At 65.8% G+C, this 25,985-nt stretch carries 29 protein-coding genes; 17 read left to right on the top strand and 12 right to left on the bottom strand.

Annotation, left to right across the window (positions count from 1 at the left end; translation table 11 throughout):
- Positions 1-38: 38 nt before the first annotated feature.
- The 8 genes from RVY76_RS10910 to RVY76_RS10875 all read left to right on the top strand — a co-directional run bounded on the left by RVY76_RS10910 (position 39) and on the right by RVY76_RS10875 (position 7,081).
- The gene (locus tag RVY76_RS10910; protein WP_317376756.1) at positions 39-959 is read left to right on the top strand and encodes an AEC family transporter; all 921 of its coding nucleotides are present in this window, start codon (positions 39-41) and stop codon (positions 957-959) included.
- 61 nt (positions 960-1,020) lie between these two features.
- Positions 1,021-1,851 carry an S-formylglutathione hydrolase gene (gene fghA, locus RVY76_RS10905; protein WP_317374008.1) on the top strand — a complete coding sequence of 277 codons (831 nt, stop codon included), beginning with the start codon at positions 1,021-1,023 and terminating at the stop codon, positions 1,849-1,851.
- Complete coding sequence (locus tag RVY76_RS10900; RefSeq protein ID WP_317374007.1) at positions 1,852-2,313, top strand: YaiI/YqxD family protein; 462 nt, start codon at positions 1,852-1,854, stop codon at positions 2,311-2,313. It begins immediately after the preceding gene.
- Complete coding sequence (locus RVY76_RS10895) at positions 2,303-2,926, top strand: HAD family phosphatase (protein ID WP_317374006.1); 624 nt, start codon at positions 2,303-2,305, stop codon at positions 2,924-2,926. Before RVY76_RS10900 ends, RVY76_RS10895 begins: the two co-directional genes overlap by 11 nt.
- Positions 2,923-3,819, top strand: coding sequence for an ornithine cyclodeaminase family protein (locus RVY76_RS10890; protein ID WP_317374005.1), 897 nt, complete (start codon positions 2,923-2,925; stop codon positions 3,817-3,819). Before RVY76_RS10895 ends, RVY76_RS10890 begins: the two co-directional genes overlap by 4 nt.
- 61 nt (positions 3,820-3,880) lie before the next feature.
- A complete protein-coding gene (locus RVY76_RS10885) occupies positions 3,881-4,675 on the top strand; it encodes an SDR family NAD(P)-dependent oxidoreductase (protein ID WP_317374004.1) in 795 nt (264 codons plus the stop codon).
- A gap of 11 nt (positions 4,676-4,686) precedes the next feature.
- Positions 4,687-5,541 (top strand): SDR family oxidoreductase, encoded by an 855-nt coding sequence (locus RVY76_RS10880; RefSeq protein WP_317374003.1) that lies wholly within the window; start codon positions 4,687-4,689, stop codon positions 5,539-5,541.
- On the top strand, positions 5,534-7,081 hold the full coding sequence (locus RVY76_RS10875) for an alpha-amylase family glycosyl hydrolase (RefSeq protein ID WP_317374002.1): 1,548 nt from the start codon (positions 5,534-5,536) through the stop codon (positions 7,079-7,081). The genes RVY76_RS10880 and RVY76_RS10875 overlap by 8 nt, the downstream gene beginning before the upstream one ends.
- On the opposite strand, the gene RVY76_RS10870 is transcribed toward RVY76_RS10875, so the two are convergent.
- From RVY76_RS10870 to leuS, 4 genes are all read right to left on the bottom strand, one after another.
- Complete coding sequence (locus tag RVY76_RS10870; RefSeq protein WP_317374001.1) at positions 7,078-8,046, bottom strand: SDR family oxidoreductase; 969 nt, start codon at positions 8,044-8,046, stop codon at positions 7,078-7,080. The two genes, RVY76_RS10875 and RVY76_RS10870, sit on opposite strands and share 4 nt — an antisense overlap.
- 65 nt (positions 8,047-8,111) lie before the next feature.
- Positions 8,112-9,134 carry a DNA polymerase III subunit delta gene (gene holA / locus RVY76_RS10865; protein ID WP_317374000.1) on the bottom strand — a complete coding sequence of 341 codons (1,023 nt, stop codon included), beginning with the start codon at positions 9,132-9,134 and terminating at the stop codon, positions 8,112-8,114.
- Positions 9,131-9,700 (bottom strand): LPS assembly lipoprotein LptE, encoded by a 570-nt coding sequence (gene lptE / locus RVY76_RS10860; RefSeq protein WP_317373999.1) that lies wholly within the window; start codon positions 9,698-9,700, stop codon positions 9,131-9,133. The genes holA and lptE overlap by 4 nt, the downstream gene beginning before the upstream one ends.
- Entirely contained in the window at positions 9,687-12,251 is a 2,565-nt protein-coding gene (gene leuS / locus RVY76_RS10855; RefSeq protein ID WP_317373998.1) for a leucine--tRNA ligase, read from the bottom strand. Before leuS ends, lptE begins: the two co-directional genes overlap by 14 nt.
- Positions 12,252-12,397: 146 nt before the next feature.
- Here leuS and RVY76_RS10850 point away from each other — a divergent pair, with 146 nt between their 5' ends.
- The gene (locus RVY76_RS10850; RefSeq protein ID WP_317373997.1) at positions 12,398-13,636 is read left to right on the top strand and encodes a glycosyltransferase; all 1,239 of its coding nucleotides are present in this window, start codon (positions 12,398-12,400) and stop codon (positions 13,634-13,636) included.
- Here the strand turns inward: RVY76_RS10850 and RVY76_RS10845 are convergent.
- Positions 13,633-14,079: a DUF3576 domain-containing protein gene (locus tag RVY76_RS10845; RefSeq protein WP_317373996.1), complete on the bottom strand. Its 447-nt coding sequence runs from the start codon at positions 14,077-14,079 to the stop codon at positions 13,633-13,635. The two genes, RVY76_RS10850 and RVY76_RS10845, sit on opposite strands and share 4 nt — an antisense overlap.
- A gap of 177 nt (positions 14,080-14,256) precedes the next feature.
- Between RVY76_RS10845 and RVY76_RS10840 the strand changes: the two genes are divergently transcribed.
- The 3 genes from RVY76_RS10840 to RVY76_RS10830 all read left to right on the top strand — a co-directional run bounded on the left by RVY76_RS10840 (position 14,257) and on the right by RVY76_RS10830 (position 16,577).
- A complete protein-coding gene (locus tag RVY76_RS10840; RefSeq protein WP_317373995.1) occupies positions 14,257-14,520 on the top strand; it encodes a hypothetical protein in 264 nt (87 codons plus the stop codon).
- A 245-nt stretch (positions 14,521-14,765) separates the two neighbouring features.
- A complete protein-coding gene (locus RVY76_RS10835) occupies positions 14,766-15,824 on the top strand; it encodes a porin (RefSeq protein ID WP_317373994.1) in 1,059 nt (352 codons plus the stop codon).
- 99 nt (positions 15,825-15,923) lie between these two features.
- Positions 15,924-16,577, top strand: coding sequence for a YggS family pyridoxal phosphate-dependent enzyme (locus tag RVY76_RS10830; RefSeq protein ID WP_317373993.1), 654 nt, complete (start codon positions 15,924-15,926; stop codon positions 16,575-16,577).
- Here the strand turns inward: RVY76_RS10830 and RVY76_RS10825 are convergent.
- Together RVY76_RS10825 and ribA are read right to left on the bottom strand one after the other, a co-directional pair.
- Complete coding sequence (locus tag RVY76_RS10825) at positions 16,574-17,068, bottom strand: L,D-transpeptidase (RefSeq protein ID WP_317373991.1); 495 nt, start codon at positions 17,066-17,068, stop codon at positions 16,574-16,576. The two genes, RVY76_RS10830 and RVY76_RS10825, sit on opposite strands and share 4 nt — an antisense overlap.
- The gene (gene ribA, locus RVY76_RS10820; protein WP_317373990.1) at positions 17,065-18,144 is read right to left on the bottom strand and encodes a GTP cyclohydrolase II; all 1,080 of its coding nucleotides are present in this window, start codon (positions 18,142-18,144) and stop codon (positions 17,065-17,067) included. Before ribA ends, RVY76_RS10825 begins: the two co-directional genes overlap by 4 nt.
- Before the next feature lie 139 nt (positions 18,145-18,283).
- On the opposite strand from ribA, the gene RVY76_RS10815 reads away from it, so the two are divergent.
- Both RVY76_RS10815 and RVY76_RS10810 read left to right on the top strand, forming a co-directional pair.
- A complete protein-coding gene (locus RVY76_RS10815) occupies positions 18,284-18,970 on the top strand; it encodes a response regulator transcription factor (protein WP_317373988.1) in 687 nt (228 codons plus the stop codon).
- Positions 18,971-19,296: 326 nt separating this feature from the next.
- Positions 19,297-20,079 carry an exodeoxyribonuclease III gene (locus RVY76_RS10810; RefSeq protein WP_317373987.1) on the top strand — a complete coding sequence of 261 codons (783 nt, stop codon included), beginning with the start codon at positions 19,297-19,299 and terminating at the stop codon, positions 20,077-20,079.
- Here RVY76_RS10810 and RVY76_RS10805 read toward each other — a convergent pair.
- Complete coding sequence (locus tag RVY76_RS10805; RefSeq protein ID WP_317373986.1) at positions 20,076-20,777, bottom strand: HAD family hydrolase; 702 nt, start codon at positions 20,775-20,777, stop codon at positions 20,076-20,078. The two genes, RVY76_RS10810 and RVY76_RS10805, sit on opposite strands and share 4 nt — an antisense overlap.
- A gap of 116 nt (positions 20,778-20,893) precedes the next feature.
- Here RVY76_RS10805 and RVY76_RS10800 point away from each other — a divergent pair, with 116 nt between their 5' ends.
- The 3 genes from RVY76_RS10800 to RVY76_RS10790 all read left to right on the top strand — a co-directional run bounded on the left by RVY76_RS10800 (position 20,894) and on the right by RVY76_RS10790 (position 22,478).
- A complete protein-coding gene (locus RVY76_RS10800; RefSeq protein WP_317373984.1) occupies positions 20,894-21,241 on the top strand; it encodes a hypothetical protein in 348 nt (115 codons plus the stop codon).
- Positions 21,242-21,336: 95 nt separating this feature from the next.
- On the top strand, positions 21,337-21,882 hold the full coding sequence (locus RVY76_RS10795) for a copper chaperone PCu(A)C (RefSeq protein WP_317373983.1): 546 nt from the start codon (positions 21,337-21,339) through the stop codon (positions 21,880-21,882).
- Positions 21,879-22,478: an SCO family protein gene (locus RVY76_RS10790; RefSeq protein ID WP_317373981.1), complete on the top strand. Its 600-nt coding sequence runs from the start codon at positions 21,879-21,881 to the stop codon at positions 22,476-22,478. The genes RVY76_RS10795 and RVY76_RS10790 overlap by 4 nt, the downstream gene beginning before the upstream one ends.
- A 17-nt stretch (positions 22,479-22,495) precedes the next feature.
- Here the strand turns inward: RVY76_RS10790 and RVY76_RS10785 are convergent, their stop codons facing one another.
- The 4 genes from RVY76_RS10785 to RVY76_RS10770 form a co-directional block, all read right to left on the bottom strand.
- Positions 22,496-23,497: an aldose epimerase family protein gene (locus tag RVY76_RS10785; RefSeq protein WP_317373979.1), complete on the bottom strand. Its 1,002-nt coding sequence runs from the start codon at positions 23,495-23,497 to the stop codon at positions 22,496-22,498.
- A gap of 102 nt (positions 23,498-23,599) precedes the next feature.
- Complete coding sequence (locus RVY76_RS10780) at positions 23,600-24,472, bottom strand: SMP-30/gluconolactonase/LRE family protein (protein ID WP_317373978.1); 873 nt, start codon at positions 24,470-24,472, stop codon at positions 23,600-23,602.
- Positions 24,473-24,483: 11 nt separating this feature from the next.
- Positions 24,484-25,086, bottom strand: a complete 603-nt coding sequence (locus tag RVY76_RS10775) for a 2-dehydro-3-deoxy-6-phosphogalactonate aldolase (RefSeq protein ID WP_317373977.1) — start codon at positions 25,084-25,086, stop codon at positions 24,484-24,486.
- Entirely contained in the window at positions 25,083-25,976 is an 894-nt protein-coding gene (locus RVY76_RS10770; RefSeq protein WP_317373976.1) for a 2-dehydro-3-deoxygalactonokinase, read from the bottom strand. Before RVY76_RS10770 ends, RVY76_RS10775 begins: the two co-directional genes overlap by 4 nt.
- Positions 25,977-25,985: the final 9 nt, after the last annotated feature.

The raw sequence follows: 25,985 nt of genomic DNA, 5'->3' as shown, positions 1-25,985 counted from the left end.
CATTGCGTGCGGACGGACGCGGGTCTAGCGATCTCGGGATGGACGTGCTGGCCCAGACCCTCCCCTTCTTCGCGCTGATCGGTCTCGGCTACGGGGCGGGACGCGTGGGCATGTTCGGCGCGGCCGCCACCGCCGCGCTCACCTCTTTCGTGTTCTATTTCGCCCTCTCGGCGCTGCTGTTCCGGTTCACCGCGGGCCTCGACCTGTCGCAGGTGCTGAGCGTCCGCTTCCTTCTGGCCTATTTCTGCGGGACGCTCGCCGTCTATCTCCTCGCGACGGTCGTGGGCGTCGTCCGTGGTCGCGGCATGGGCGAAACGGCGGTCGAGGCGCAATGCGCCGTCATCGGCAATATCGGTTTCCTGGGCATTCCAATGCTCGGCACGCTGATGGGCGAGGCGGCGGTGGGTCCGATCCTGCAGATGATCACGGTCGATCTCATTCTCTTCGGATCGGTGATCGTCGTCCTCATCACGCTGGACCGGGGGCGGGGCGACGTTGCGGAACTTGCGCGCGGGGTAGGGGTCGGCCTCGCGCGGAACCCGATGATCGTCTCGATCGCGCTGGGCCTCGTCTGGTCGGCGACGTCGTTGCCGATCCCGGGGCCCGCCGACAGGTTCCTCGAGATCCTCGGTGCCGCCGCCACACCGGGCGCGCTCTTCGCGATCGGCGCATCGCTGGCGGGCAAGTCCGCGGAACGGCTGAGCGTCGCGGGCTGGCTGTCGTTCTGCAAACTCGTCCTGCATCCGGCGGCCGTGGGCACGATGGCGTTCCTCGTCTTCGCGGTCGATCCCGTCGCGGCGGGGGTCATGGTCGCCGCCGCGGCCCTTCCGGTCGCGGGCAACGTCTTCATCCTGGCGCAGAGCTACGGCGTGGCCCCGCAGCGTGCCTCCGCCGCGATCCTCGTTTCGACGGCGCTCTCGGTCGTGACGGTCACCGTGATCCTCGCGTTGCTGGTCTGACGCTTTACGCTGGAGGTCGGGCGCGCTAGCTCATGGCGCGAATGGCGACAGGAGGGCCGAGATGAAGACCGTTTCCGAAAACGTGAGCTTCGGTGGAACGCAGGGAGTCTATACCCACGCCTCCGACGCGACCGGGTGCGACATGACCTTCGGGCTCTACCTGCCTCCCGAAGCACGGTCGGGGCCGGTGCCGCTTCTGTGGTTCCTGTCGGGGCTCACCTGCACGCACGAGAACGCGATGACCAAGGCCGGGGCGCAGGCCGTCGCCGCCGAGGCCGGCGTGGCCGTCGTCTTTCCCGACACGTCGCCCCGTGGCGAAGGCGTTGCCGATGCAGACGATTTCGCGATGGGGCAGGGTGCGGGCTTCTATGTCGATGCGACCGAGGGCGACTGGGCCAAGCATTTCAGGATGTGGAGCTATATCGCCGACGATCTCCCGACGTTGCTGGCCGAGAACTTTCCGCTCGACATGGAGCGTCAGTCGATCACCGGGCATTCGATGGGCGGTCACGGCGCGCTGACACTCGCCATGGGGCTCAAGGGTCGTTTCCGCAGCGTCTCGGCCTTTGCACCGATGGCGAACACGACCGACAGCGATTGGGGTGCGCCGCAGCTCACCGCCTATCTGGGCGACGACAAGGCCGCGCACCGCCGCCACGACGCGAGCCTGCTGATCGGCGATGCGGGCTTCGACGGGCCGATGCTGATCGACCAGGGCACGAACGACCAGTTCCTCGACAAGTTGAAGCCCGAGGCGCTGGCTCAGGCCATCGCCACCCATCGCCAGCCCGCGACCTTCCGGATGCAGCCGGGCTACGATCACAGCTATTTCTTCGTGTCGAGCTTCATCGACGATCACATGGCCCTTCATGCCGCGGCGCTCTGGGCCTGAATGATCTACGTCGATGCCGATGCCTGCCCGGTGAAGGCCGAGATCGAGGCCGTCGCCACGCGCCACCGGGCGCAGGTCTTCATGGTCTCGAACGGCGGGCTGCGCCCCTCGCAGAACCCGTTGATCGAGATGATCTTCGTCCCCGACGGGCCCGACGTGGCCGACATGTGGATCGCCGAGCGCGCGGGGCCGGGCGACGTCGTGGTCACGAACGACATCCCGCTCGCCGCGAAATGCGTCGAGGCCGGAGCCGGAGTGCTGCGCCCCGACGGCGAGCGCCTGAGTTCGGCCAATGTCGGCGCGGCGCTCGCCACCCGCGATCTCATGACTGACCTGCGTGCTGCCGATCCGTTCCGGCAAGGTGGCGGCAAACCGTTTTCCAAGGCCGACAGGTCCAGATTTTCAAACGCGCTCGAAACAGCGATGCGCGCCGCAGCAAGGGAGCAGGGCAATGGCCGTTGATGCCGTCATCTTCGATATCGGGAACGTGCTGATCGAATGGCAGCCCGAACGTTTCTACGATTCCGAGATCGGCCGAGACCGGCGCGAGGCGATGTTCGCGGCGATCGACCTCCATGCGATGAACGACCGCGTCGATGCGGGCGAGGATTTCCGATCGGTCGTCTATGAAGCGGCGGATGCGAATCCCGAATGGGCCGACGAGATCCGTATGTGGCATGACCGCTGGATCGAGATGGCGACGCCCGCCATCCCCCAATCGGTGTTCCTCCTCCGCGCCCTTCGCTCCAAGGGCATACCCGTCTGGTGCCTCACGAATTTCGGGATCCAGAGCTTCGACTTCGCGAAGCTGCACTACGATTTTCTGGACGAGTTCGACCGGTTTTTCGTCTCGGGCCATATGGGCGTCATCAAGCCCGATCCGCGCATCTACGAGATGGTCGAGGAGGAGAGCCCGTTCCAGGCCGATCGCCTGCTCTTCACCGATGACAAGCAGGACAACATCGCCGCCGCGTCGGCGCGCGGATGGCAGGTGCATCATTTCGACGGTCCGCATGGATGGGCCACACGGCTGATGGACGAGGGCCTGCTGAGCGAGGCCGAAGCGCGGGCATGAGGGTCGTCGGCTTCGAGGAGGGCGAGGCCCGTCTCGACTGGTTGACCCTGACCGACGCGCTGGCCGCGGGGCACCGGTTGCCCCGCGCCGAGATCACCGACGGGTTCCTCTATCGGGGCGAGGACACGCTCCTCAACCGGGCCGCATGGATCGACGGGCTCGGCCTCGCCGTGAAGACGGCGACGATCTTTCCCGCAAACACGACCGTGCCGAGCGTCAATGGCGGTGTCTGCCTCTATTCCGACCGCGACGGCACGCTTCGGGCGGTGATCGACTTTCACCTCGTCACCAAGTGGAAGACGGCGGGCGATTCCCTGCTCGCCGCGCGCAGGCTTGCCCGGCCGGACAGCCGAACGATCCTGATCGTCGGCGCGGGCACCGTCGCCCGGTCGATGATCTCGGCCTATTCCGCCGCCTTTCCCGAGGCCCGCTTTCTTGTCTGGAATCGCACGGGCGCGCGGGCCGAGGCGCTGGCCGGGGAGACGGGGGCCGAGGCTGTCGCAGACCTCGAGGCGGCCGTCAGGCGGGCCGACATCGTCTCGGCCGCCACGATGAGCCGTGAGCCGATCCTCGAAGGCGCATGGCTGAAGCCCGGCACGCATGTCGATCTGATCGGGGCCTACCGCCCCGACATGCGCGAGGCTGACGACGAGGTCCTGCGCCGCGGTCGCGTCTTCGTCGACAGCCGCGCCACGGTTCTGGGTCATATCGGCGAACTCGCGATTCCGATCGGCAAGGGCACACTGGCCGAGGCGGACGTCATTGCAGACTACTACGATCCGCCGGAACGTTTCGCGCGCGAAACATCCCATGAGATCACCGTCTTCAAGAATGGCGGGGGCGCGCATCTCGACCTCATGACCGCGCGCCATGTCCTCGACCGGTTCGACTAGCGCCGGGAACACGGTCCGGGGGCGCGGGTTGTCGGTCTGACCGAAAACAAGGACGCGTTTCATGGACCTTAAAATCAAGGGTAAAAAAGCATTGGTAACCGGTGGCAGCGGGGGTCTCGCCCTTGCCGCGGCGCGCGATCTCGCGGCCGAAGGGGTCGACCTGACCCTCACCGATCTGAATGCGGACGATCTGTCGCAGGCGGCCGAAACCTTCGACGGACAGGTCGACACGATCGCCGCGAACCTGACGGATCCCGACGACATCGAAAAGCTGCGCAAGCACATGGCCGACAAGGGCGGGATCGACATCCTGGTCCACGCGGCAGGCGTGACGGGCGACAAGGGCGACCCGCTCGAGATGACGGACGAGGAATATCACCGCGTCTGGGAGACGAACTTCCTCAGCGCCGTGCGGATGGCGCGCGTTTTCGTTCCGCAGATGGCCGAGAATGGCTGGGGACGCATCGTCTGCGTCACGTCGGAAAACGCGGTGCAACCCTACGAGGACGAGGCCGTTTACAACACGTCGAAGGCGGCGCTTCTGAACTTCACCAAGGGCCTCGCGCAGGTCTACGCGCCCAAGGGCGTGCTCGTGAACACGGTCGCTCCCGCCTTCATCGAGACACCGATGACCGACGGCATGATGAAGATGCGGTCCGAAAAGCTCGGCGTCAGCAAGGAGGAAGCGATCGAGAGCTTCCTCAAGGAGGAACGTCCGTTCCTCAAGATAGGCCGTCGCGGCCAGCCCGAGGAAGTCGCGGCCGTGATCGCGCTTCTCTGCTCGGACCGGGCGACCTTCACCACCGGATCCGCCTACCGCGTCGATGGCGGCGCCGTCGGATCCATGAATACCTAAGGAGGCTCTCCATGAGCAACGATCCCAAGATTCCCGCCCAGCATCAGGACAAGATGCCGGCGGACGAACACGCGATGACGCCCGCCCCCGACTACACCCCCCGCCATCCCGGCGTGGGCAAGCTCAAGGGCAAGGTCGCCCTCGTGACCGGCGGGGACAGCGGCATCGGTCGTGCAGTCTCCGTCCTCTTTGCACGGGAGGGGGCCAAGGTCGCGATCGCTTATCTCGAGGAAAGCGAGGATGCCCGCGAGACGAAGCGTCTCGTCGAGGAAGAGGGCAGCGAGGCCCTGCTGATCGAGGGCGATCTTGCGAAGAAGGCAAATTGCGAGGCGGCCGTCCAGAAGACCGTGGATGCGTTCGGCCAGCTCGACATCCTCATCAACAATGCCGCCCAGCAATATGTCGACGAGGACTTCGACAAGCTCGACGAGGATCTGCTCAGGCAGATGATGGATGCGAACGTCATGTCGTACATGTTCTGCACACAGGCGGCGCTTCCCCATCTGAAGGAAGGGGCGGCCATCGTGAACACGACTTCGGTCAACGCGTTCAAAGGCAACGACACGCTCATCACCTATTCGACCACGCGCGGGGCCTCTCTCGCCTTCTCGCGTTCGATGGCATCCAACCTCGCACCTCGGGGAATCCGGGTGAACGCCGTCGCCCCCGGTCCGATCTGGACGCCGTTCATCCCCGGATCCCTGCCGGAGGAAGACGTCGAGGGGTTCGGTTCGGGCTCCAAGATGGGCCGTGCCGGTCAGCCATGGGAAGTCGCGACCGCGTTTCTCTTCCTTGCGTCGAGCGACGGAAGCTACTTCACCGGGCAGACTCTCCATCCGAACGGTGGCATGATCGTCGGTGCCTGAACGGCTCAGGCATCCGACGATATACGAGATCTACCCACGTTCGTTCCGGGACAGCACCGGAACGGGCGAGGGGGACCTCCGGGGCGTCATCGAAAAGCTGGGACACGTGCGCGATCTCGGCGCGGATGCCGTATGGCTCGCGCCGTTCTTCGTCTCGCCGCTCGCCGATGCGGGTTACGACATCGTGGATCACTGCGCGGTCGATCCCCGCTTCGGCACGATGGAAGATGTAGACGCGTTGATCGCGCGCGCGCACGAGCTGGATCTGAAGGTGATCTTCGATCTCGTCTTCAATCATACCTCCTGCGAGCATCCCGATTTCCTCGCCTCGATCGAGGGGGACGAGGACGCAGCGGCCCGGTATGTCTGGCGCGACGCGAAGCCGGACGGATCGCCGCCCAACAACTGGCTCAGCTTCTTCGGCGAAGGTGCCTGGAGCTGGAACCACAAACGGCGGCAATACTATTTCCACCAGTTCCTGACCTGCCAGCCCTCGCTCGACCTTCGGCACGAAGCCGTGCGTGTCGGTCATCGGAAAACGGTCGAGTTCTGGGTCGCGCGTGGCGTCGACGGCTTTCGGATGGATGCGATCACGTCCTACCTCTTCGACGAATCGCTCAAGGACAATCCTCCCGCCGCTCCCGAAGTCCGCGCGAAGGTGACCGGCGAGCCGTTCAATCCCTATACGTTTCAGGATCATGTCTATGACATGCTGCCGGGCGACGGTGCGGCCTTCGGCGAGACGGTGCGGGATTGGGCCGGGCCCGACATCTGGATCATGGGCGAGAACAATTCCGGAAACCGCGCGATCGAGATGTCGCTGGATTTCACGCGCGAAGGGCGGCTCGACGCGGCCTACGCATTGCGGCTCGCCTCCATCGCGGATGGACCGCAGGGTTATGCCGACACGATCGCGGCGCTCGACGGGCGCTGGATCGCGCCCTGGTGGTTCAGCAATCACGACGGCGCGCGGCATGTCTCGACGCTCGGCGACGAAAGCGCGGCCTCGGCCAAATTCTTTGCGCTGCTGCTGTCGGTCCTGCCGGGCACGATCCTGATCTATCAGGGCGAAGAGCTCGGCCTGCCGCAACCCGACCTCGTGAAGGATGTGGTGAGCGATCCGCACGACCTGCTCTACTGGCCGGACGGGCCGGGCCGGTCGGGGGCGCGCGTGCCGATCCCATGGTTCGAGGATGAGCCGCATCGCGGTTTCAGCACGGCCGAGCCATGGCTGCCCATGGACTGGGGGCGGGGGCTGTCGGTCGCGGCGCAGGAAGGCGATCCGCAAAGTGTGCTGTCATTCTACCGCGTGGTCCTGCGTCTGAGGCGCGAGCTTGGCCTTGCCCATGCGGTACGTGTCGATCCCGAAGCCGCAGGCGATGCCCTGACGCTTCGCATCGAGCTCGGGGAAGCGCGTTACGTCGCGATCTTCAACTTCGGTGAGGCCCCCATCGCGGCGGGAGAGGGGGAAATCCTGGCCGAGACGGGCCGTGTGGACGACAGGTTGCCGCGCTGGGGCGGCATCCTGCGCCGCGGCTAGCCGATCAGCATCCCGAGGATGAGGCCGACGATCAGCGGCACCCCTACCAGCGCGGCGAGGGTCAGTTTTCGTACGAGATCGGCATCGACGATGATGCCGTCCGCCTTTGCCCGGTCGCCGAAGCTGCCTTCGGCACGGGGGGCGTAGCTGACCGGGTCCCAAAGATTTCCGGGTCGGTTGCCGGGTTCGTCGGTTGCGGATTTCTGCGCGCTGACACCGCTAGTCGACATCTTGCGGTCGAGCCATCCGGGCAGGAGGAAATTCGGCAGGACGAGCTTCAGGACAGAGCTTCCGACGAAGATTTCGCGCGCATCCTCGTCGATCGCCCGCATGACCGCACGGGCGGCGAGGTCGGGGCGGTAGATCGGCGGCGCGGGCTGCGGCCTCTTCTCGAGCCGGTTGATCGCCCAGTCGAATTGCGGGGAGTTGACAGCTGGCAACTGCACCATCGACAGCGCGATCGGACGTCCGTCACGCATCAATTCCGATCGCAGCGATCCGGTGAAACCGTTGATCGCATGTTTCGCCGCGCAATAGGCGGATTGCAACGGCACCGGCCGATAACCCAGGCCGGACCCGACATTGACGATATTGCCCGCTTTCATATGCTTGAGCGCGAGCCGCGTTCCGTTGACCTGACCGATGAAGGTGACATCGACGATGCGCGCGAATTCCTCCGCCGAAACCTCTTCGAACGGCGCGAAGACCGTCAGCATCGCGGAGTTGATCCAGACGCTCGGCGTGCCGATCTCGGCCACCAGCGCCTCGATCGCCGCTTCGAGCGCGGCGGCGTCGCTCACATCGGCGGCGGCGGTGGCAATGTTGGGATCCTCCGCCATGGCCTCGAGCCGGTCCCGGCCCCTTGCGATCACGCCCACGCGGTAACCCCGATCGACGAGCGCCGAGACGATCGCCCGACCGATCCCGGCGCTGCCGCCGCAGACGATGGCTGACTTTCCTGGCATGATCGCGGCTCCGCAGGGGGGATATCCGTGGCCAAGCGCCCGGAGGTTCCATTCGTTCCCCCGCCTCAGCGTCCGCCCATCATCGCGAGCCGAATGAAGGCGCGTTCGAGGACCGCCATATGCGGCGCGCGCGCGCTCGATCTGAGGGTGAGATCGGTCTCGGTCAGCAGGCGCATCGCCTGTTCGAGCCTCAGCACGCCCCAGCGCTGGGCCTGCCGCAGGATCGCATCGCGGCGCGGCCCGTAGACCGGCGGGCGCAGCTTGCCGACGCCGGTGCCGGGGCCACCGGGGTCGGCCGCTGCGCTTAGAAGGGTGCGGAAATGTCGTTCGGCCGCGATGCAGAGGGCGACGGGCTGCGCGCCCTGCGCCCAGAGGCGATTCATGATCGGACCGATCCGGTCGGCATGCCCGTCGGCCACAAGGGCCACGATCTCGTCAGTCTCGGCCTCGGTCGAGGCCGGCGCGCAGAGGGCGATCTCGGCTTCGGTGAGGGGTGTCTCGTCGCCCGACTTGTAGAGCGCGATCTTCTCGAGAAGCTGGCGGAAATCGCCGGGGTCGAGCGTCGCCGCAAAGCCACGGAGCACGCCCTCCGCATCGCGGTCGAGGCCCGAGAGACCGGCCCGTTCGAGCGCGGCACGGATCTCCGACGCGTCCATCGGTTCGTCGTAGATGCCTATGGATGCGGCGGCGCGATGTCCCTCGAACCCTTTCCTGAGCTGCGAGGCAGGCTTCAGCGCGCGGGCCGTCACGACGATATGCGCATCGCCCGGTCTCCATTCCCCGAGGGCATCGAGGATCGGTTTCGCGTGGCTGTTCGTCGCGTCCTCAACGAGGATGGCGCGCGGACCCGGAAAGAACCCCTGCGCCTTGATCGCATCGACAAGAGCGCCTTTCTCGGCCGTCAGATCGGAGGGCGAGATCCGTTCGAGGCGCATCTCCTCGTCGCCCTTGGGGCCGATGAGCGCACGGACAAGGTCCTGTCGCTTGAGCGCCACGCGCATCGCGTCCTCGCCATAAAGCAGGGTGCCGGGGCGATCCTCGGGTGGCTTCGCGATCCAGGCGGCGGCATCCGATCTGGCGAGCTTCACGGCGAGGCCCGCCAATCGGGTGCCGTCGCGAGCAGTTCCGCGGCGAGCTGATCGGCCAGGATCACCATGAGGCGGGCGATGGCGTCCTCCTCGGCGGCCTGCACCGACACGGCGTTGCCCGCGACGGAATTGCGCGCGATGCTGAAGACGGGCGCGGAATAGGAGGTGAAGTTCCGCACCGATCCCCGCTTGACCACGCGGCCCGTTCCGGTCTCGCTCAGCGCGTAATCGAGCTCTCCCACGAGGCGGATCCGCGTCGTTTCCTGATCCGCCGTGATGCCGAGACCGGTCTCGTCCAGATCGATATCGGCGGTGAGGTCATAGGCGGGACTTGGCCCCGCGCGTCCGAGGCGGCGTTCGAGCTCCTCCACGAGGAGATAGCCCGCCACGTCGCGCGGCGTGGCGATGGCGATATCGCCCGGAAGCCCGCGGGCGGCCCCCTCCGGCCCGTAGACCGGGGTGAAACCGCAGGCGGCCAGAAGGGCCGCCGCGGCGAGGAGACCGGCGAGGCCCCGGACCTTGGCCGGCACCCCGCGGCACGTGCGTGCGGTGTCAGACCACGACATTGACGATCCGGCCGGGCACGACGATGACCTTCTTGGGGCTCGCACCGCCAAGCGCCTTCTGCACGGCCTCGGTCGCGAGGGCGCGCTCTTCGACTGCCTCCTTGTCGAGATCGGCGGGCACCCGGATCTCTGCCCGGCGCTTGCCGTTGATCTGAATGGGCATCGTGACCTCGTCCTCGACCAGCATGGCGGGATCGGCCACGGGCCAGGACGCCTCGGCCACAAGGCCCTCTCCACCCAGAAGGTGCCAGATCTCCTCGCTCAGATGCGGGGTCATCGGGGCCATGAGCTGCGCCATGACACGCGCAGCCGCGACCTGCGCGTGACGGCCGGCCTCGGATTTCGAAAGCGCGTTGGCAAAGGCATAGAGGCGCGCGACGGACGTGTTGAAGCCGAAACTTTCGATGCCGATCGTGACGTCGTGGATCGCCTTGTGCATCTCGCGCAGCAACTCCTCGTCGCCGCGCCCGGTTTCGGGGGCCTCGCGCGCGCCTTCGGCGATGCGCCAGACACGGGCGAGATGCTTGGAGGCGGCCTCGGCCCCTGCTGCGGTCCATTCCACGTCACGCTCCGGCGGACTATCGGAAAGAACGAACCAGCGCGCCGTATCGGCCCCGTAGCGGTCGATGATCTCGACCGGATCGACGACGTTGCGCTTGGATTTCGACATCTTGGCAGAGGGGACGACCGTCACGGGACGTCCGTCGGACTTGAGCGTGGCGACGCCGTCGCGGATCTCCACGTCTCCGGGGAAGTGGTATTCGGTGCGGCCTTCGGGGGTCGCGGTCTGGTAGATCTCGTGCGTGACCATGCCTTGGGTGAACAGCGCGTCGAACGGCTCGGCCGCGCTTTCGGGAAGGTGGCCACAGACCTGCATCGCGCGTGCGTAGAAGCGCGAATAGAGCAGGTGCAGGATCGCGTGTTCCACACCGCCGATATACTGGTCGACGTTCATCCAGTAGGCGACTTCCTCCGGATCGGTCGGCGTCGAGGCATGGGGCGAGGTGAAGCGCGCGAAGTACCACGACGAATCGACGAAGGTGTCCATCGTGTCGGTCTCGCGCTTTGCGGGTGCGCCGCATGCGGGACAGGGCACGTCGCGCCAGGTCGGGTGCCGGTCGAGCGGGTTGCCCGGTATGTCGAAATTCACGTCCTGCGGCAGCTTGACCGGCAGGTTCTCCTTCTTTTCGGGCACGGTGCCGCAGGTCTCGCAATGGACGACCGGGATCGGGCAGCCCCAATAGCGTTGCCGCGACAGGCCCCAATCGCGCAGGCGGAACTTGGTCACGCCATGGCCGACGCCGTTCGTCTCGCAGAAGGCGATGGCGGATTCGATCGCGGCGTCGCCGGTCTGCACCTCGTCGCCGGCGAAGCCGCGGAGATAGATGACTTCCTCGGATTTCGGGGGCACGCAGGCGGCACCGCCCTCCTCGGGCAGGACGTGTTCGCCCGTTTCGGGGCGGAAGACCGAGGCGACGGGCAGATCGTACTTGCGGGCGAATTCGAGGTCGCGTGCATCGTGGGCGGGGCAGCCGAAGATCGCGCCGGTGCCGTAACCCATCAGGATGAAATTGGCGACGTAGACGGGAAGCTCCCATGACGTGTCGAACGGATGGCGGACCTTGAGGCCGGTGTCGAAGCCGCGTTTCTCGGCCTTTTCGAGCTCTTCCTCGGCCGTGCCCATGCGACGGCATTCGGCGTTGAACGCGGCAAGATCGGCGTTGTCGCGCTCGAGCGACCGGGCCAGCGGATGATCGGGAGAGATGCCGACGAAGCTCGCTCCCATGAGCGTGTCGGGACGGGTCGTGTAGACCTCGACGCGGTCGTGACCTTCGGGCGGGTCGATCACCGAGAAGGCGAATTGCAGACCGCGCGACTTGCCGATCCAGTTCGCCTGCATCGTCTTGACCTTGTCCGGCCAGTTGTCGAGCCGGTCGAGCGCCGAGAGAAGCTCATCGGAATAATCCGAGATGCGGAAGAACCACTGCGTAAGTTCGCGCCGCTCGACCAATGCGCCGGACCGCCAGCCGCGCCCGTCCTCGACCTGCTCGTTGGCGAGCACGGTCATGTCGACCGGATCCCAGTTCACCACCGCGTTCTTGCGATAGGCGAGGCCCTTCTCGAGAAAGTCGATGAACATCGCCTGCTGCTGGCCGTAATAGTCGGGATCGCAGGTCGCGAACTCCCGGCTCCAGTCGAGCGAGAGGCCGAGCCGCGCGAATTGCGCCTTCATGCTGGCGATGTTCTCGTAGGTCCAGTCGCCGGGATGGACGCGCCGTTCCTGCGCCGCGTTCTCGGCGGGCAGGCCGAACGCGTCCCAGCCCATCGGGTGCAGCACGGCATGGCCGGTCGCGATCTTGTAGCGCGCGACGACGTCCCCCATCGAATAGTTGCGGACATGCCCGATATGCAGCGCGCCCGAAGGGTAGGGAAACATCTCGAGCACGTAGTATTTCGGCTTGGTCTCGTCGCGGCGGGCGGTGAACGTTCCCGCGCGGGCCCAGGCGTCCTGCCAGAAAGGTTCGGATTTCGATGCGTCGTAGCGGGGCATGGATGGCTTTCGCGATCTTGGAATTTTCCCCCGAGTGATATGGCCGCGCGTCCGGGGGGTCCAGCGCCAAGGCCCCGGTTCGGCCTTATCCCGCGCGGAAATTGCGGTATGACGGGCCGGAATGCCCGCCGAAGACGGAGCCCGAGATGGAATTCCTGTTCATCCACCAGAACTTTCCGGGCCAGTTCGCCCATCTCGCCCCCGCGCTTGCCGCGAAGGGCCACCGCGTCGCGGCGCTCGCCTCCCGCTTTTCTGAGGCGCGGACCTGGCGGGGGGTGCGGATCCTTTCGTATCGGTACGAGCCGCCCGCCGATGCGCGGCTGCATCCATGGCTCGGGGCGATGAACCGGGCGGTCGATCGCGGGGCGGCGGTTCACCGTGCCTGCCTTTCGTTGCGCGAGAAGGGCCTCAGGCCCGACGCCATCGTGGCCCATTCGGGCTGGGGCGAGGCGCTGTTTCTCAGGGATGTCTGGCCCGATGCGCGGATCGGTGTGTTCTCGGAATTCTTCTATCGGGCCGAGGGTGCCGATATCGACTTCGACCCGGAGTTCCGCAAAGGCGCGGAGATCGGGCGGGCGCATCGCGTCGACATGAAGAACCTGCCGCTCCGGCTCCAGCTGGAGGCGGCCGATCGCGGGATCAGCCCGACGCGCTGGCAGGCGGACGCGCATCCGCCGTGCCTGCGCGAGCGGATCGACGTGATCCATGACGGCATCGACACCGATGCGATCCGTCCCGATCCCGGGGTGCGCCTGACGGTCGAGAGTCACGGAAGCTGGAGCCGTGCGGACGAGGTCGTGACATTCGTCAACCGTAACCTTGAGCCCTATCGCGGTTTCCACGTCTTCATGCGCGCGCTGCCCGAACTGCTGCGGCGAAGGCCCCGTGCACAGGTGCTGATCGTGGGCGAGGACGGCGTGAGTTATGGCACGGGCCCCGACGGGGGCGGTACCTGGCGCGAGGCGATGACCCGCGAGGTCCGCCCGGATATTCCGGATGCCGACTGGGCGCGCGTGCATTTCCTCGGGCGCCTGCCGCGCGAGGACTTCACGCGGGCGCTTCAGGTGGCGCGCGTGCATTTGTACCTTACGTATCCGTTCGTTCTGAGCTGGTCCCTGCTCGAGGCGATGGCATCGGGCGCGGCGATCGTGGCGAGCGACACGCCGCCCGTGCGAGAGGTCCTGAACAATGACGAGACGGGACTGACGGTCGATTTCTTCGACACCGGGGCGCTCGTGTCCCGGACATGCGATCTGCTGGACGATCCGGACCTGCGAGAAAGGCTCGGCCGTGCCGCCAGGGCGCATGTCGTGGGGAACTACGATCTCAAGCGGGTTGCCCTGCCTGTGCAGTTCGAATGGATACGCGCGCTGACGGAACGCTAGAGACGCGCGTCGCTCAGCCGCAATTGCCGTGCACGGGTCAGGATCGCGTCCTCGATGGCGCGGATCGTGTCGGCGCTGGCGGGACCCGATTGCGTCGCGAGCGCGACGTTGAGCGAACGGGCGTCGAGCGCGGGATCCTGCACGTAGACCGTGGCACGATAGGCGGGGCCGCCGCCCGGCGGACGGCCGTAGCCGTAGACGATCACGCCGGAAAACGGATCTGCCGTCTCGACAGGCATGAAGTCCAGCACCTGTTGCGCGGCGGTCCAGATATACTTGTTAACGGCGATCGTGACGTTCGGATCTTCGGACCTGAAGAGATCCCAGATGGTCGAGCGTTCGGTCGGCTCGGGCAAGGCGCGCGATTCGTTCTCGCCGCAGGCGGCGAGGATTGCCAGCGCCGTCAGAAGGCCGCCCGCCCGGATTGTGGTCGTGATACGCATGTCCACCCGCTCTGCCCTGATCGCGATTGCCGCATCCCTAGCGCAGTGGTCCCATCCGGGCAAGAAAGCTCTGTAGACGGGGGGGCAACCTTTCGGAGATCGTCTTTGCGACACGATTTGCCAAAGCGTTCCCCCGGTCTATCTGTCGTGGGTCTACAGAGAAAAGGACCATCCATTATGAAGCGTTTCCTTACCGTTATCGCCGCGACCGCAACGCTCGGTGGTGTGACCGCCCCGGCCGCAATGGCCCAGCAGGGCTCCGATATGAGCATGCTGACGGGTCAGGTCTATCGTGCGCTGCGCGATTGCGAAATCGACACGAACGTCATCGACACCCTGACCATGGCACAGGTCGCGGGCATCACGCTGACCGCGTCGTCTTCGGACGCGGCGGATACCTGCGGCGAGATCGAAAGCATCGTTCGCGGCTCGGAAGAGTAATCCGCTCTCCGCGTCAGCGGGGTTCGAACGACGGGCCGTCTCCTATTAGGGGGCGGCCTTTTTTCATTGCTTTCCGGGCCCTGATCGGGCCGCAACCAGTGTGGCACCCTTGCACCATCTGGCTTCGCAAACCTCGGGGCCGCGCCGGGATTTCTTGAAACGATGGTCGTAAAAGCGCACTCCACGGCCTGTACCCATGAGGCGCTTTACCTTTTGGGGCCGGAACAGAGATCATGAGGGAAAGCATGAAGAACATTCTTATGGCGACCACCGCGCTGGTTGCGTCCACCACCTTCGCGATGGCCGACGTCGACCTGTCGGGTTGGGCCGAAATGGGTATCATCGGCGGTGAAGAGACCGACGGCAGCGACCGCGATACGCAGTTCCACAGCGACATCGACGTCCGTTTCTCCATGTCGGGCACGACCGATAACGGCCTCACCTTCGGTGCGTTCGTCGATCTCGACTCCACGCAGGGCGACGGCGGTGCTTTCGTCACCACCGACGGCGGCAGCGACACCGCGATCTTCGTTTCGAGCGCCTTCGGCACGCTGACCATGGGCGACACCGACGGTGCGCTCGACTTCGTCATGCAGGAAGCGATCATCGGCGGCACGATCGACGACGTTCACGAGCATGCCGGCTACAACGGCAACTCCGGCCTCGACGGCACCTACGACGGTCAGGTCGCTCGCTACGACTATTCCTTCGGCGACTTCTCGGTGGCCGTTTCGGCCGAGATCGACGATGACCGTGACTCGGATTCCGATGCCGACTTCGACTTCGGCGACTCGCTCGACGAGATCGAGGACGACAACGTTCTTGCCGTCGGTGTTCGTTATGCAGGAACCTTTGCCGGCAACGACTTCGGTGCGGGCCTCGGCTACCAGCAGGCCGGCGACACCAATGTCACGGGTCTCAGCCTCGACACGATCCTGGGCTTCGGTCTCCAGGTGATCTTCAACTACTCGACCTACGACAACGCTCCGCTCGTCGTCGGCACGGTCCAGCAGGACCCCACCAGCCCGATCCAGAACGAGTTCGTCGGTCAGCCGAACAACGCCATGCTCGACAACCATTACGGTCTGGCGCTCGGCTATGACATCGCCGGCTTCAAAGTTGCCGCCAACTACGGCATCTTCGAAACCGACCAGGGCGACGTGCAGGGTCTCGGCCTCATCGCCAACTACGACCTCGGCGGCGGTGCCAACCTTCAGGGTGGCTGGGCTCGCAGCGAGTACGACAACATCGGCGGCTTCGAAGACACCGACAACTTCTCGCTCGGTATCCGCATGAACTTCTGATCCCATTCGGATCAGGATCGAGAATCGGGCGGGTCTTCGGACCCGCCCTTTTCTTTTGCGCCCCGTCATGGCCAAGAGGGGCAGAGGAGGGACCGCATCATGTCGCTATCCGAGATCGAAACCCGCATCGACGACGCCACCCGAAAGGCGGGGCGCGCGCGCGAAGACGTCACGCTCATCGCGGTGAGCAAGGTCCAGCCCGATGCACGGGTCGAGGCAGTGCTGAACGAAGGTCACCGCGTCTTCGGAGAGAATCGCGTTCAGGAGGCGCAAGGCAAGTGGCCGGGCTTCGCCGAGCGATTCGCCGGGGTGGAGCTGCATCTCATCGGGGCTCTCCAGACCAACAAGGCGCGCGCGGCGATGGAGCTGTTCGACGTGATCCACACGCTCGACCGGCCAAAGCTTGCCCGGACGATCGCGCGGCTCGCCCAGGAGATGGGGCGCTGCCCGGATCTGTTCATCCAGGTCGATATCGGTAACGAGGATCAGAAGGCGGGGATCGCGTGCGACGCGCTGGACGATTTCGTAACCGAATGCCGGGGGCTCGATCTGCCGATCAGGGGCCTCATGTGCATTCCGCCGGTCGACGACGATCCCTCCGCCCATTTCGAGACGCTTGCTGCGATGGCGGACCGGAACGGGCTCGACGGTCTTTCCATGGGGATGAGCGCGGATTTCGAAGCGGCGATCGCTGCCGGAGCCACGCATGTGCGGGTGGGCTCGGCAATTTTCGGGGCGCGCGATTACGACTAGCGCACGATCAGCCGCGTGCCGAGGGAAACACGGCCGGCAAGCCAGAACAGGTGTTCGGGCGACAGCGCCACACATCCGGCAGTTGGAAATCCGCGCGCACGCCAGCGATGTATGAAGATTGCCGAGCCACGGCCCGGCACGGCATGCGGCCAGTTCCAGTCGGTGATCAGCACGAGATCGTAGAGCCGATCTGCCCGGCAAAGCCGTTCGTGCGAACGGGGATAGGGGGCGAGGACGTTGTGATTGTAGTCGGGCGCGTCCGGATCGTCGGACCAGAGATCGCGCGGCCCGATGGCGCGGGCCCAGGGGGCAGGGCGCGCCATGCGATCGGCGCGGTAGAGCAGCCCCACGATCCGGTGGACCCCGCGCGGCGTCGCCCCGTCGCCCTCGCGCTTGTCGGTTGCGATGCCGCCGCGACCGATCGTGCAGGGCAGGTATCGCCCGGCGATGCGCAGCCCGCGCGGTGTGAGGACCAGATCGGCAGGCCTCATTTCATGTGGCCGGATCGTTCCGTCTTGATGCGGAGATAGTCACGGTTGAAGGCGGTCTCGCCCACCCAGAGGGGGACGCGTTCGATGACCTCGATCCCGTTCTCGGACAGCATCGCGACCTTCCGGGGATTGTTGGTAAGAAGCCGCACGCGACCGATCCGCATCTGCTTCAGGATCGTCGCGCCGATCCGGAAATCGCGCTCGTCATCCTCGAAGCCAAGGCGATGGTTGGCCTCCACCGTGTCGAAACCCTGATCCTGCAGCGCGTAGGCTCGCATCTTGTTGGCGAGACCGATGCCACGGCCCTCCTGATTGAGATAGAGCAATACGCCGCCGCCGGTCGCGGCCATCTGACCGAGTGCCGCGTCGAGCTGCGGCCCGCAATCGCATTTCAGCGACCCAAGCACGTCGCCGGTGAAGCATGCGGAATGGACGCGCGTCAGAAGGGGCCGGGTGCGGTCGGGATTGCCGATCTCGACGGCGTAATGCTCCTCATCGCTCGAATTCGTGCGCATGACATGCAGCCGGGTCTTGGCCGAGGCGGAGATCGGCAGGCTGGCCGAGACGGTCTCGGCAAGGCTCAGCGGGATCGAGGCGGCGACGTCCTCGGGGGTGAGCGTGAGCACACCGGCAGGCGGCCGCGCCACCCGGACCGCGACGATCGCCGGCAGGATCTGTGCCCGACGGACCAGTTTGATCGCCGCGCGCTCGGGCCCCACGTCGCCACCCCGTGACGGAGAGAAGGGGCCCATCATAGGGTTCGACAGATCGTCCTTCGGATCGGCGAGGGCGCGGATGCGTCCCGCCGGGGTCTCCGGATCGAGGGGAAGGCGCACGAGATCCTCGTCGTAGACGCGGATCTTGAGCGTTTGGGCGCGCCACTGCGTGAGCACCAGTTCGGACCCGCCGGCCGACACCATCGCTCCGAGCCGTGCATCGCTACCGCGGGCGGCGGCGATGACGAGAAGGCAGTCCCGATCACCGGCGATCGCGATGGGCAGGCCTATCCGCAGATCGGCGGTCGCGCGGGAGAGGCGTTCGGAAAGCGTCGGGGCGAAGGGATCGTCGGAATTCATATGCCTCCCTTAGGCCCCGGCCCGGAAAAAGTGAAACATTAGGTGCCCTCCCGACACGTGCGCGTGAGCGGCATGTTGCAAACCTTGAGGCTCACGAACCCGCGACCCACTTCGTTCTCAAGTGGAATTGGAGCGAAAGATGAGCAATCTCAAGAAAATCCTTCTGGTCGACGACGATGACGATCTGCGCGAGGCGCTGAGCGAGCAGCTGGTCCTGACCGAGGATTTCGACGTCTTCGAGGCCGAGAACGGCGCGGGCGCGATGGAGAAGGCGAAGGAAGGGCTCTATGACCTCGTGATCCTCGACGTGGGCCTTCCCGATACTGACGGGCGCGAGCTGTGCAAGCTCATGCGCAAGCAGAACGTCAAATGCCCCATCGTCATGCTGACCGGTCAGGACAGCGATGCGGACACCATCCTCGGCCTCGATGCAGGTGCCAACGACTACATCACCAAGCCGTTCAAGTTCCCGGTGCTGCTCGCTCGGATCCGGGCGCAGCTGCGTCAGCACGAGCAGTCTGAGGATGCGGTCTTCTCGCTCGGGCCGTATTCGTTCCGGCCGGCCCAGAAGATGCTGGTCGACGAGGCGGACAAGAAAATCCGCCTGACCGAGAAGGAGACTAACATCCTCAAGTTCCTTTACCGGGCGACGGATGGTGTCGTGGCGCGCGACGTCCTTCTGCACGAGGTCTGGGGATACAATGCGGGTGTCACGACCCACACGCTCGAAACGCATATCTACCGGCTCCGCCAGAAGATCGAGCCCGATCCCTCGAACGCGCGCATCCTGGTGACCGAGCAGGGCGGTTATCGCCTCGCACACTGACGGACTTCGGGAACCGGGCGGATCGATCGATCCGCCCGGTTCTTTATTCTCCGCGGAGCCTTGGTTCCTTGTGTGCTGTCATCCATCCTCAGTACCGGCAGACGAGCCGTCGATGATCGCCTTTGTGTGGTATTTGGCGAAAAACGTGACATTTGTCTTGGCTCAACCCCGGGTTCCCATCGGCAGGCACTCACGCGACGATGTGCTGACCTGTTGATCTTATTCACCGACAGACGGGTGATATGCGGTTTTCCGGGGCAGGGTGTCGCCGCCGGATAGTATGCGCTAGGAGCGCGTGGACCGAAATTCCGCGCGGAGCCCTGACCATGCCCTTCACCATCGCCACCTGGAACATCAATTCCGTGCGCCTTCGCGCGGGGCTCGTCTCGGATTTCCTGGCCGCAGAGGGGCCCGACATCCTTTGTCTGCAGGAGTGCAAATCCCCGGTCGACAAGATTCCCTCGTTCGAGGCCGACGGTTACCCCCATATCGTCGCGCGGGGTCAGAAGGGCTACAACGGCGTCGCGATCCTGTCGAAACGTCCGATCGAGGAAGTGGGGGCTTTCGATCACGCCTCGCTGGGCCATGCGCGCCATGTGGCCGCGCGGCTGGAAAATGGCATCGTGATCCATAACCATTACGTGCCCGCGGGCGGCGACGTTCCCGACCGCGAGGTGAACGTGAAGTTCGGGCAGAAGCTCGATTACTTGACCGAGATGCGCGACGATTTCCGCGCAACCCGCCCGGAACGTTCGATCCTGGTGGGTGATTTGAACATTGCCCCGCGCGAAGACGACGTCTGGTCGCACAAACAGCTTCTGAAAGTCGTGTCGCACACTCCGGTCGAGGTCGCCCAGCTGGGCGAGACGCAGGAAGCCGGAGCCTGGGTGGACGTCGTGCGGCAGGATATTCCCGAGGGGCAGCTCTATTCGTGGTGGTCCTATCGTTCGCCCGACTGGGACACGGCCGACAAGGGCCGCAGGCTCGACCATATCTGGGCCACGCCCGATATCGCAGGGGCGGCCCATTCGGCACGGGTCCTGCGCCATGTCCGCGGCTGGGAGAAGCCTTCGGACCATGCGCCGGTCCTGATGACCTTCGACCTCTAGCGGAGCGCCACGGAGAGTAGGGCCTCGTAATAAGGCATCGCGTCGGCCACCAGTTGCCCGGCGGACCCGTCCAGTACCGGCAGCGGCCCCTCGGGTTCGGCGAAACCGGTACTGCGATGGACCGCGTCGTACCAATGCGCGGCCCAGATCCCGTCCGAGGGATGCCCGCCTGCGGGCCATGTGAGCATCGCGGGATCGAAGGGCATGTCGATCGCATCACACAGGGCGCCGAGGGCGGCAGCCGGATCCGCGCGGATCGTCGTGCTGTCGACCACCGGACCGCCGAAGCGCGCATGCAGCGCCGCCTGCCGCACGTATCCCAAATCATCGAGCGTCGGCAGGCCGCGTTTTTGCGCGTAGCTCGCGACGACGCGTGCGGGATGCCGGATCAGGAAGACATGTCGCGCCCCCTCGGCCCAGTCGAGCGGAAAGTCGTCGAGCATGTGCTGACACATATGCTTCTGGTACCAGTACGTCCGCCCGCCCGGGGCCTGCCCTGAGCATTCCCGCGCCACGCGCGCGGGATCGGTCGGCTGGGCACCGAGCACCGCGTCGCCCATCGGATGCTCGACGCCGGTCGCGGCGAGATATGCGGCATAGAAGGGTTCGTCGCTTACCGCGCAATCGGGACGCGCCCCGAAGGCGTACATCATCGCTGTCGAAAGGTTTCGCGGGCCGGACCAGCCGATCACTCTCATTCTATCATATTCTCCTTGGTCTTCACGATCGTCCGATCTTCGCGCGGACGCATCAAGCGCGAACCGCGACCAGACGACCCTTTTCGGGGGCGACGCTTTCGGGCATTGTCCCGGCCATGATCGCGCGTCTCCTGCATCGCCTGTCCCTGACGCTCGCCGCGCTCCTGCTCGTGGCGGCTGGAGTGGTGGCGATCGCGCAGGTCGCACCCGATCGCGACGTCCTTGCCCGTGCTGCCTCGGCGGCAAGCTTGGGAAGCGCGGATCTCTGCCTTACCTCGGAGGACGGAGCGACGCATCGCTGCCCGTTCTGCAACCTGCTGCCCGATCCGCCTCGCATGCGGAGCGGAGAGCTTCGCGTCACGGTCCTGCCACAGGGCGTCGTGCGGATCACGGGCGATCTGGTCGCGGGGCCTCTCTCGCGGCCGGACGGCACGCATGCGCGGGCCCCGCCGATCCGCGCCTGAATTCCCGATAAACGAGTATTTCGGCACCGCATCCGCGGAAACGACCTTCGGAAAATTACCGGCCCGAAGCCGGTCCCTCACGAGAGGATTTAGATATGAACCTGGCAAGACCTGTTCTCGCCGCGACGTTCCTGTCGCTGTTTGCGCCCGCCGCTTTTGCCTCTGCGGCGCAAGGCACATCGGTCGTGCTCGCCAGCTCGCATGGCGAAGAGCATGCGATGGACCACGGCGCGACCGCAGTGGAGGCGGGCGATCTGTCGATCAGCGGTGCCTTCTCGCGCGCGACGCCTCCGGGCGCGCCGGTCGGCGGCGGCTACATGACGATCACCAATACCGGTGACACTGACGACCGGCTTCTTTCAGTCAGTTCGACCCTGTCGGCGCGTGCCGAGATCCACGAGATGGTGATGGAGGGCGACGTCGCCCGCATGCGCCCGGTCGAGGGTATCGCGATCCCTGCCGGCGAGACGGTCGAGCTCAGGCCCGGAGGCTATCACGTGATGTTCGTCGATCTCGAGGCACCGCTCGTGGCGGGCGAGGTGGCGCAGATCACGCTCAGCTTCGAGCGCGCGGGCGATGTCGAAATTCCGCTCGCCATCGCGGATGCCGCTGGCGGCATGGATCATGGAGAGATGCATTGACCGGCTCGAAACTCAAACCCGTCATCTTCGTGCTCTGGGGCCTCGTCGCGATCGCGGTGCTCGGGCTTGTCTGGACGACCATGGGGCGCGATCAGGGCAGCAGCGCCGTCGCCGACACGATCGGCAAGGGTGACTACGAACTCGTCACGAGCGACGGGACCGCCTTCACCGAGGAAAGCCTCAAGGGCACGCCGTCGGCCGTGTTCTTCGGCTTTACCTATTGCCCCGACATCTGCCCCACGACGATCGCCGACGTGGCGAAATGGCAGGAGGTCATGGAGGAAGAGGGGCATGACCTGCAGGCGTTCTTCGTCACGGTCGACCCGGAGCGCGACACCCAGGAAGCGATGCGGGACTACGTCTCGTGGGCGCCGGGCGTCACTGGAGTGACCGGATCGCCCGAAGCCGTGCAGGAGGCGATCGACGATTTCCGCATCTACGCACGCAAGGTCGAGCTGGACGGTGGTGGTTACACGATGGATCATTCCTCCGCCGTCCTCCTCTTCGACGAGAACGGCACCCTGTTCGAGCCTGTGGGCTATGGCGAGGGGATCGAGCGCGCCACCGACAAGCTGCGGCGTCTCTTCGCGTCGTGAAATCGGCGCGCGGTGGGTCAGCCCGCCGCGCGTGTGAATTCGTATCGGGACAGCTGCTCGTAGACGTCGCCGGGCCTCAGCACGATGGACGGAAAGGCGGGATGGGTCGGCGCATCTGGCCAGTGTTGCGGCTCGAAGGCGAGGCCCGCGAATTTCGGATAGGGCGCACCATGGATCGTGTCCTCCTCGACCGAGAAGCTGCCCATGCCGAAAAGCTGAAGCCCCGGAGCCGTCGTCGATACTTCTAGGGTCAGACCCGTGGGTCCGGTGAGGGTGGCGACGGACGTCATTTCGCGATCTTCCTCGGCGAGACAGAAATTGTTGTCGAGCTTCGGCGCGGTCCTGGTGTCGAGGGTGACCCCCTCGCGGAAATCGTACGGCGTGCCGGCGACATCCGCGATCTCGCCCGTGGGCAAGTTGTCGTCCGTCGTGGGCAGGTAGCGATCGGCGGCAATGCGCAGGTGCTGACCGCTCCAATCGCCGGGGGGCTGCATCGTCCAGTATCCGTGGCATGCGAGGTTCATGAGCGTCGGCTTGTCCGTCGCCCCGCGCAGTTCGACAATGAGCGATGAGCCCTCGATCGCGTAACGTGCTTCGATCCGGCGCTTGCCCGGGAAACCGCCTTCGCCATCCTCAACATCGAGCGTGAAGGTCACCGAGTCGTCGTCGCGATCGGTGATGCGCCAGATCTTGCGATGGAAGGCGGCCTTGCCGCCATGCCGCGTATGCTGTCCGTCCTGGTTGGGATCGAAGCTCAAGGTCTCTCCGTCGATCTCGGCCCGCGCGTCGCGGATGCGATTGGCGACAGGTCCCATGATCGCACCGAAATGCGCCATGGTGCCGTCATAATCGCGCGCGGTCCGGCCACCGAGGGTCAAGGGAAAATCCACGCCATCGAGACGGACGTCCTGAATGATCGCGCCGAGCGTCAGCAGGCTCACGCTGAGCGTTCCGTTCGACAGGGTGACGCGGTGGACTTCACGTCCGTCCGACAGATGTCCGAAGCTTTCGAGTGACATGAACGATCCAGTACGTGTTCGGGAATGGGGCAGTGGCACTTTCGGCACCGGGCGTTCAACGCGGGCCCGAGGTCGTCGGATCCCGATCGTGTGCCCCCAGGCTCAGGCGTTCACGCGATGCTCCGCCTGGCCTTTCGCGTCTGTCGCGACCGTGAAGGTCCGGCCATGTCCGTCCTCGGTGGCGATGGTCGGCTCGTCGAGCCCCACGGCCGCGGTCGTGACGTGGAGCGTATCGAGGTCCGGGCCGCCGAGCGCGGGGCAGGTGGTGAGCTTTCCGGGCAATGCGATCTCTTGCAGGAACTCGGCCTGCGGCGAATAGCAGGCAACGCGTCCCGCCCCCCATTGCGCGGACCAGAGGTTGCCCGCGCTGTCGCAGATCGCGCCGTCGGGGAAATAATCGGTCCCGCGCAAATTGAGCCAGGTCTCGGGCTTGCCCTCGGGCCAGCCATCGGGACCGAGTTTCCACTGCATGATCATCCGCGTCGGCGTGTCGGTGAAGAATGCGTGCGATCCATCGGGCGTGAAACAGATCGTGTTCGGGATCGACATTCCGGCCTTGAGCTGACGGACCTCACCACGATGATAGCGGTAAAGCGCGCCCGCTCCCGTTTCCTTGCGCAGGCTCATGGTCGAGACCCAGAAGCCGCCTTCGGGATCCGCGCGACCGTCATTCGGCCGGTTCCCGGGCTTGTCGTCTTCGAGAGGCGTGATCGTCTCGCGCGCATTCGTCTCGACGTTGAGCTTCACCAGCGCACCGGCCCCCGCAACGAGCAGATGGTCGCGGTCGATCCATCCGAGCGTGGAGACATGGCCCGAAAACTCCCAGGCCCTCAGACGCCCATCGACATGGGACAGGACACGCTTCGACAGGATATCGCACCAGAAGAATTGCTGCCGTTCGGGATGCCAGAGACCGCCCTCGCCGAGCAGGCAGCGGGTATTCTCGTGAACTTGGGGCTCTTCCGTCTTGAACATGATCGACCTCCTTACGCCGCGGCGTCGTAGGCTGCGACCATTTCCCTTGCGCGCGCACCGACCGTTTCGGGCCCGTCACCCGGACGGTAGAGCGCACTTCCGATGCCGAAGCCCGTGGCCCCTGCGGCGAGCCAGTCGGCGAAGTTGCCGGGGCCGACCCCGCCCACCATGTAGACCCGCGTTTCGGGCGGCAGCACAGCGCGCAGCGCCCTGAGGCCCTCGGGGCCCATCTGGAACGCGGGAAAGACCTTGATCCCCGTCGCCCCGGCGAGGACCGCCGCGAAACATTCCGACGGGGTCAGCACGCCGGGATAGCTTGCCATTCCCTGCCCGATGGTACGCGCGACGACGGAGGCATCGAAGCAGGGAGAGACGATCATCCGGCCGCCTGCCTCGCGAACCTCGTCGACCTGCGAGGTGGTCAGTACCGTGCCTGCCCCGATCTCGGCGCGATCACCGAAGGCTTCGGCCAGGATGCGGATGGACGAAAGCGGATCGGGGGAGTTGAGCGGCACCTCGATCCGGTCGATCCCGGCATCGATCAGGGCCTGCCCGACGGACCGGGCAGCCTCGGGATCGATCCCGCGCAGAATGGCGATCAGCGGGCGGCTCATGCGGTATTTCCTTTTGTCGATCCGAGTGCTGCGGTGAGGCCGCGAAGCGTCAACGCTTCTCCTCGGGTGCGTACGACCTGCAGGCCCTGCATCTCGAGCGCCGTGGCGTAGCGTCCCGCGAGCGTCGCGGCCCCGATCAGGGCGACCGGCATCCCGAGCCAATAGGGTTTTGCCGCGGCGAGTTCCGCACCGATGAGCAATCCTGACAGACGCGCCTGCGCGGCACCGGGTGAAAGCCCGGCCAAGAGTCCTTCCGCACGGATCGAGAAAAGCCTGGCTGCGAGGGCCTCGGGTCGGCTGAGCGTCTCGGAGACCGCCTCGGCGAAGGCCGCATCGTCCCAGCCCTCGCCCACGGAATGACGCAGGATCGTCTCGCGCGAGAGCGCGGCGAAGAGCTCGCCCGTCATCATGGTGCGGAACGACACGACCTCACCGGCGCTGATCTGCACCCACTTGGAATGGCTTCCGGGCAGGCAGATCGCCCCATCGAAATCGGGGTTGAGCGCGAGGAACCCGGCGATCTGCGTCTCCTCCCCGCGCATGACATCCGCAGGAGCGGTCTGGCTCAGCCCCGGCACGATATGGAGCGCGATGTCGGCCGGGACGCGGGCAAGGCGGTCGGGAAGGGGGGTGGCAGGCACCGTGCGGTACCCCGCATCGTGCCATCCCTGTTTGGCACCCACCATGCCGCAGGCGACGACCGGAATCTCGGGCGTGATGCGCCAGCCGTCGATCATCCGCGCGAGCGCCGGCGCGAAACCGTCGGGCGAGAGCGTTCCCATACCGGGGCCCGGCGCGCCTTCGGCCAGTACGGCCTCACCGGACATGGCCCAGGCGCGGGCATGGCTCGTCCCCCAATCGACCGCGATCCAGTCGGGTTCGACCGTCATGTATTCCTC

Origin of the sequence: Palleronia sp. LCG004 (genome assembly GCF_032931615.1) — a bacterium.
In the GTDB taxonomy this organism is placed as follows: Bacteria; Pseudomonadota; Alphaproteobacteria; order Rhodobacterales; family Rhodobacteraceae; genus Palleronia.
This window is presented reverse-complemented; position numbering and strand designations above follow the sequence as displayed.

What these genes read in the sequence shown, in the direction of transcription:
- RVY76_RS10910 (WP_317376756.1), top strand. Translation starts at nt 39, where the DNA reads ATGGACGTGCTGGCCCAGACCCTCCCCTTCTTCGCGCTGATCGGTCTC.
- fghA (WP_317374008.1), top strand. Translation starts at nt 1,021, where the DNA reads ATGAAGACCGTTTCCGAAAACGTGAGCTTCGGTGGAACGCAGGGAGTC.
- RVY76_RS10900 (WP_317374007.1), top strand. Translation starts at nt 1,852, where the DNA reads ATGATCTACGTCGATGCCGATGCCTGCCCGGTGAAGGCCGAGATCGAG.
- RVY76_RS10895 (WP_317374006.1), top strand. Translation starts at nt 2,303, where the DNA reads ATGGCCGTTGATGCCGTCATCTTCGATATCGGGAACGTGCTGATCGAA.
- RVY76_RS10890 (WP_317374005.1), top strand. Translation starts at nt 2,923, where the DNA reads ATGAGGGTCGTCGGCTTCGAGGAGGGCGAGGCCCGTCTCGACTGGTTG.
- RVY76_RS10885 (WP_317374004.1), top strand. Translation starts at nt 3,881, where the DNA reads ATGGACCTTAAAATCAAGGGTAAAAAAGCATTGGTAACCGGTGGCAGC.
- RVY76_RS10880 (WP_317374003.1), top strand. Translation starts at nt 4,687, where the DNA reads ATGAGCAACGATCCCAAGATTCCCGCCCAGCATCAGGACAAGATGCCG.
- RVY76_RS10870 (WP_317374001.1), bottom strand. Translation starts at nt 8,046, where the DNA reads ATGCCAGGAAAGTCAGCCATCGTCTGCGGCGGCAGCGCCGGGATCGGT.
- lptE (WP_317373999.1), bottom strand. Translation starts at nt 9,700, where the DNA reads ATGTCGTGGTCTGACACCGCACGCACGTGCCGCGGGGTGCCGGCCAAG.
- leuS (WP_317373998.1), bottom strand. Translation starts at nt 12,251, where the DNA reads ATGCCCCGCTACGACGCATCGAAATCCGAACCTTTCTGGCAGGACGCC.
- RVY76_RS10850 (WP_317373997.1), top strand. Translation starts at nt 12,398, where the DNA reads ATGGAATTCCTGTTCATCCACCAGAACTTTCCGGGCCAGTTCGCCCAT.
- RVY76_RS10845 (WP_317373996.1), bottom strand. Translation starts at nt 14,079, where the DNA reads ATGCGTATCACGACCACAATCCGGGCGGGCGGCCTTCTGACGGCGCTG.
- RVY76_RS10840 (WP_317373995.1), top strand. Translation starts at nt 14,257, where the DNA reads ATGAAGCGTTTCCTTACCGTTATCGCCGCGACCGCAACGCTCGGTGGT.
- RVY76_RS10835 (WP_317373994.1), top strand. Translation starts at nt 14,766, where the DNA reads ATGAAGAACATTCTTATGGCGACCACCGCGCTGGTTGCGTCCACCACC.
- RVY76_RS10830 (WP_317373993.1), top strand. Translation starts at nt 15,924, where the DNA reads ATGTCGCTATCCGAGATCGAAACCCGCATCGACGACGCCACCCGAAAG.
- RVY76_RS10825 (WP_317373991.1), bottom strand. Translation starts at nt 17,068, where the DNA reads ATGAGGCCTGCCGATCTGGTCCTCACACCGCGCGGGCTGCGCATCGCC.
- ribA (WP_317373990.1), bottom strand. Translation starts at nt 18,144, where the DNA reads ATGAATTCCGACGATCCCTTCGCCCCGACGCTTTCCGAACGCCTCTCC.
- RVY76_RS10815 (WP_317373988.1), top strand. Translation starts at nt 18,284, where the DNA reads ATGAGCAATCTCAAGAAAATCCTTCTGGTCGACGACGATGACGATCTG.
- RVY76_RS10810 (WP_317373987.1), top strand. Translation starts at nt 19,297, where the DNA reads ATGCCCTTCACCATCGCCACCTGGAACATCAATTCCGTGCGCCTTCGC.
- RVY76_RS10805 (WP_317373986.1), bottom strand. Translation starts at nt 20,777, where the DNA reads ATGAGAGTGATCGGCTGGTCCGGCCCGCGAAACCTTTCGACAGCGATG.
- RVY76_RS10800 (WP_317373984.1), top strand. Translation starts at nt 20,894, where the DNA reads ATGATCGCGCGTCTCCTGCATCGCCTGTCCCTGACGCTCGCCGCGCTC.
- RVY76_RS10795 (WP_317373983.1), top strand. Translation starts at nt 21,337, where the DNA reads ATGAACCTGGCAAGACCTGTTCTCGCCGCGACGTTCCTGTCGCTGTTT.
- RVY76_RS10785 (WP_317373979.1), bottom strand. Translation starts at nt 23,497, where the DNA reads ATGTCACTCGAAAGCTTCGGACATCTGTCGGACGGACGTGAAGTCCAC.
- RVY76_RS10780 (WP_317373978.1), bottom strand. Translation starts at nt 24,472, where the DNA reads ATGTTCAAGACGGAAGAGCCCCAAGTTCACGAGAATACCCGCTGCCTG.
- RVY76_RS10775 (WP_317373977.1), bottom strand. Translation starts at nt 25,086, where the DNA reads ATGAGCCGCCCGCTGATCGCCATTCTGCGCGGGATCGATCCCGAGGCT.
- RVY76_RS10770 (WP_317373976.1), bottom strand. Translation starts at nt 25,976, where the DNA reads ATGACGGTCGAACCCGACTGGATCGCGGTCGATTGGGGGACGAGCCAT.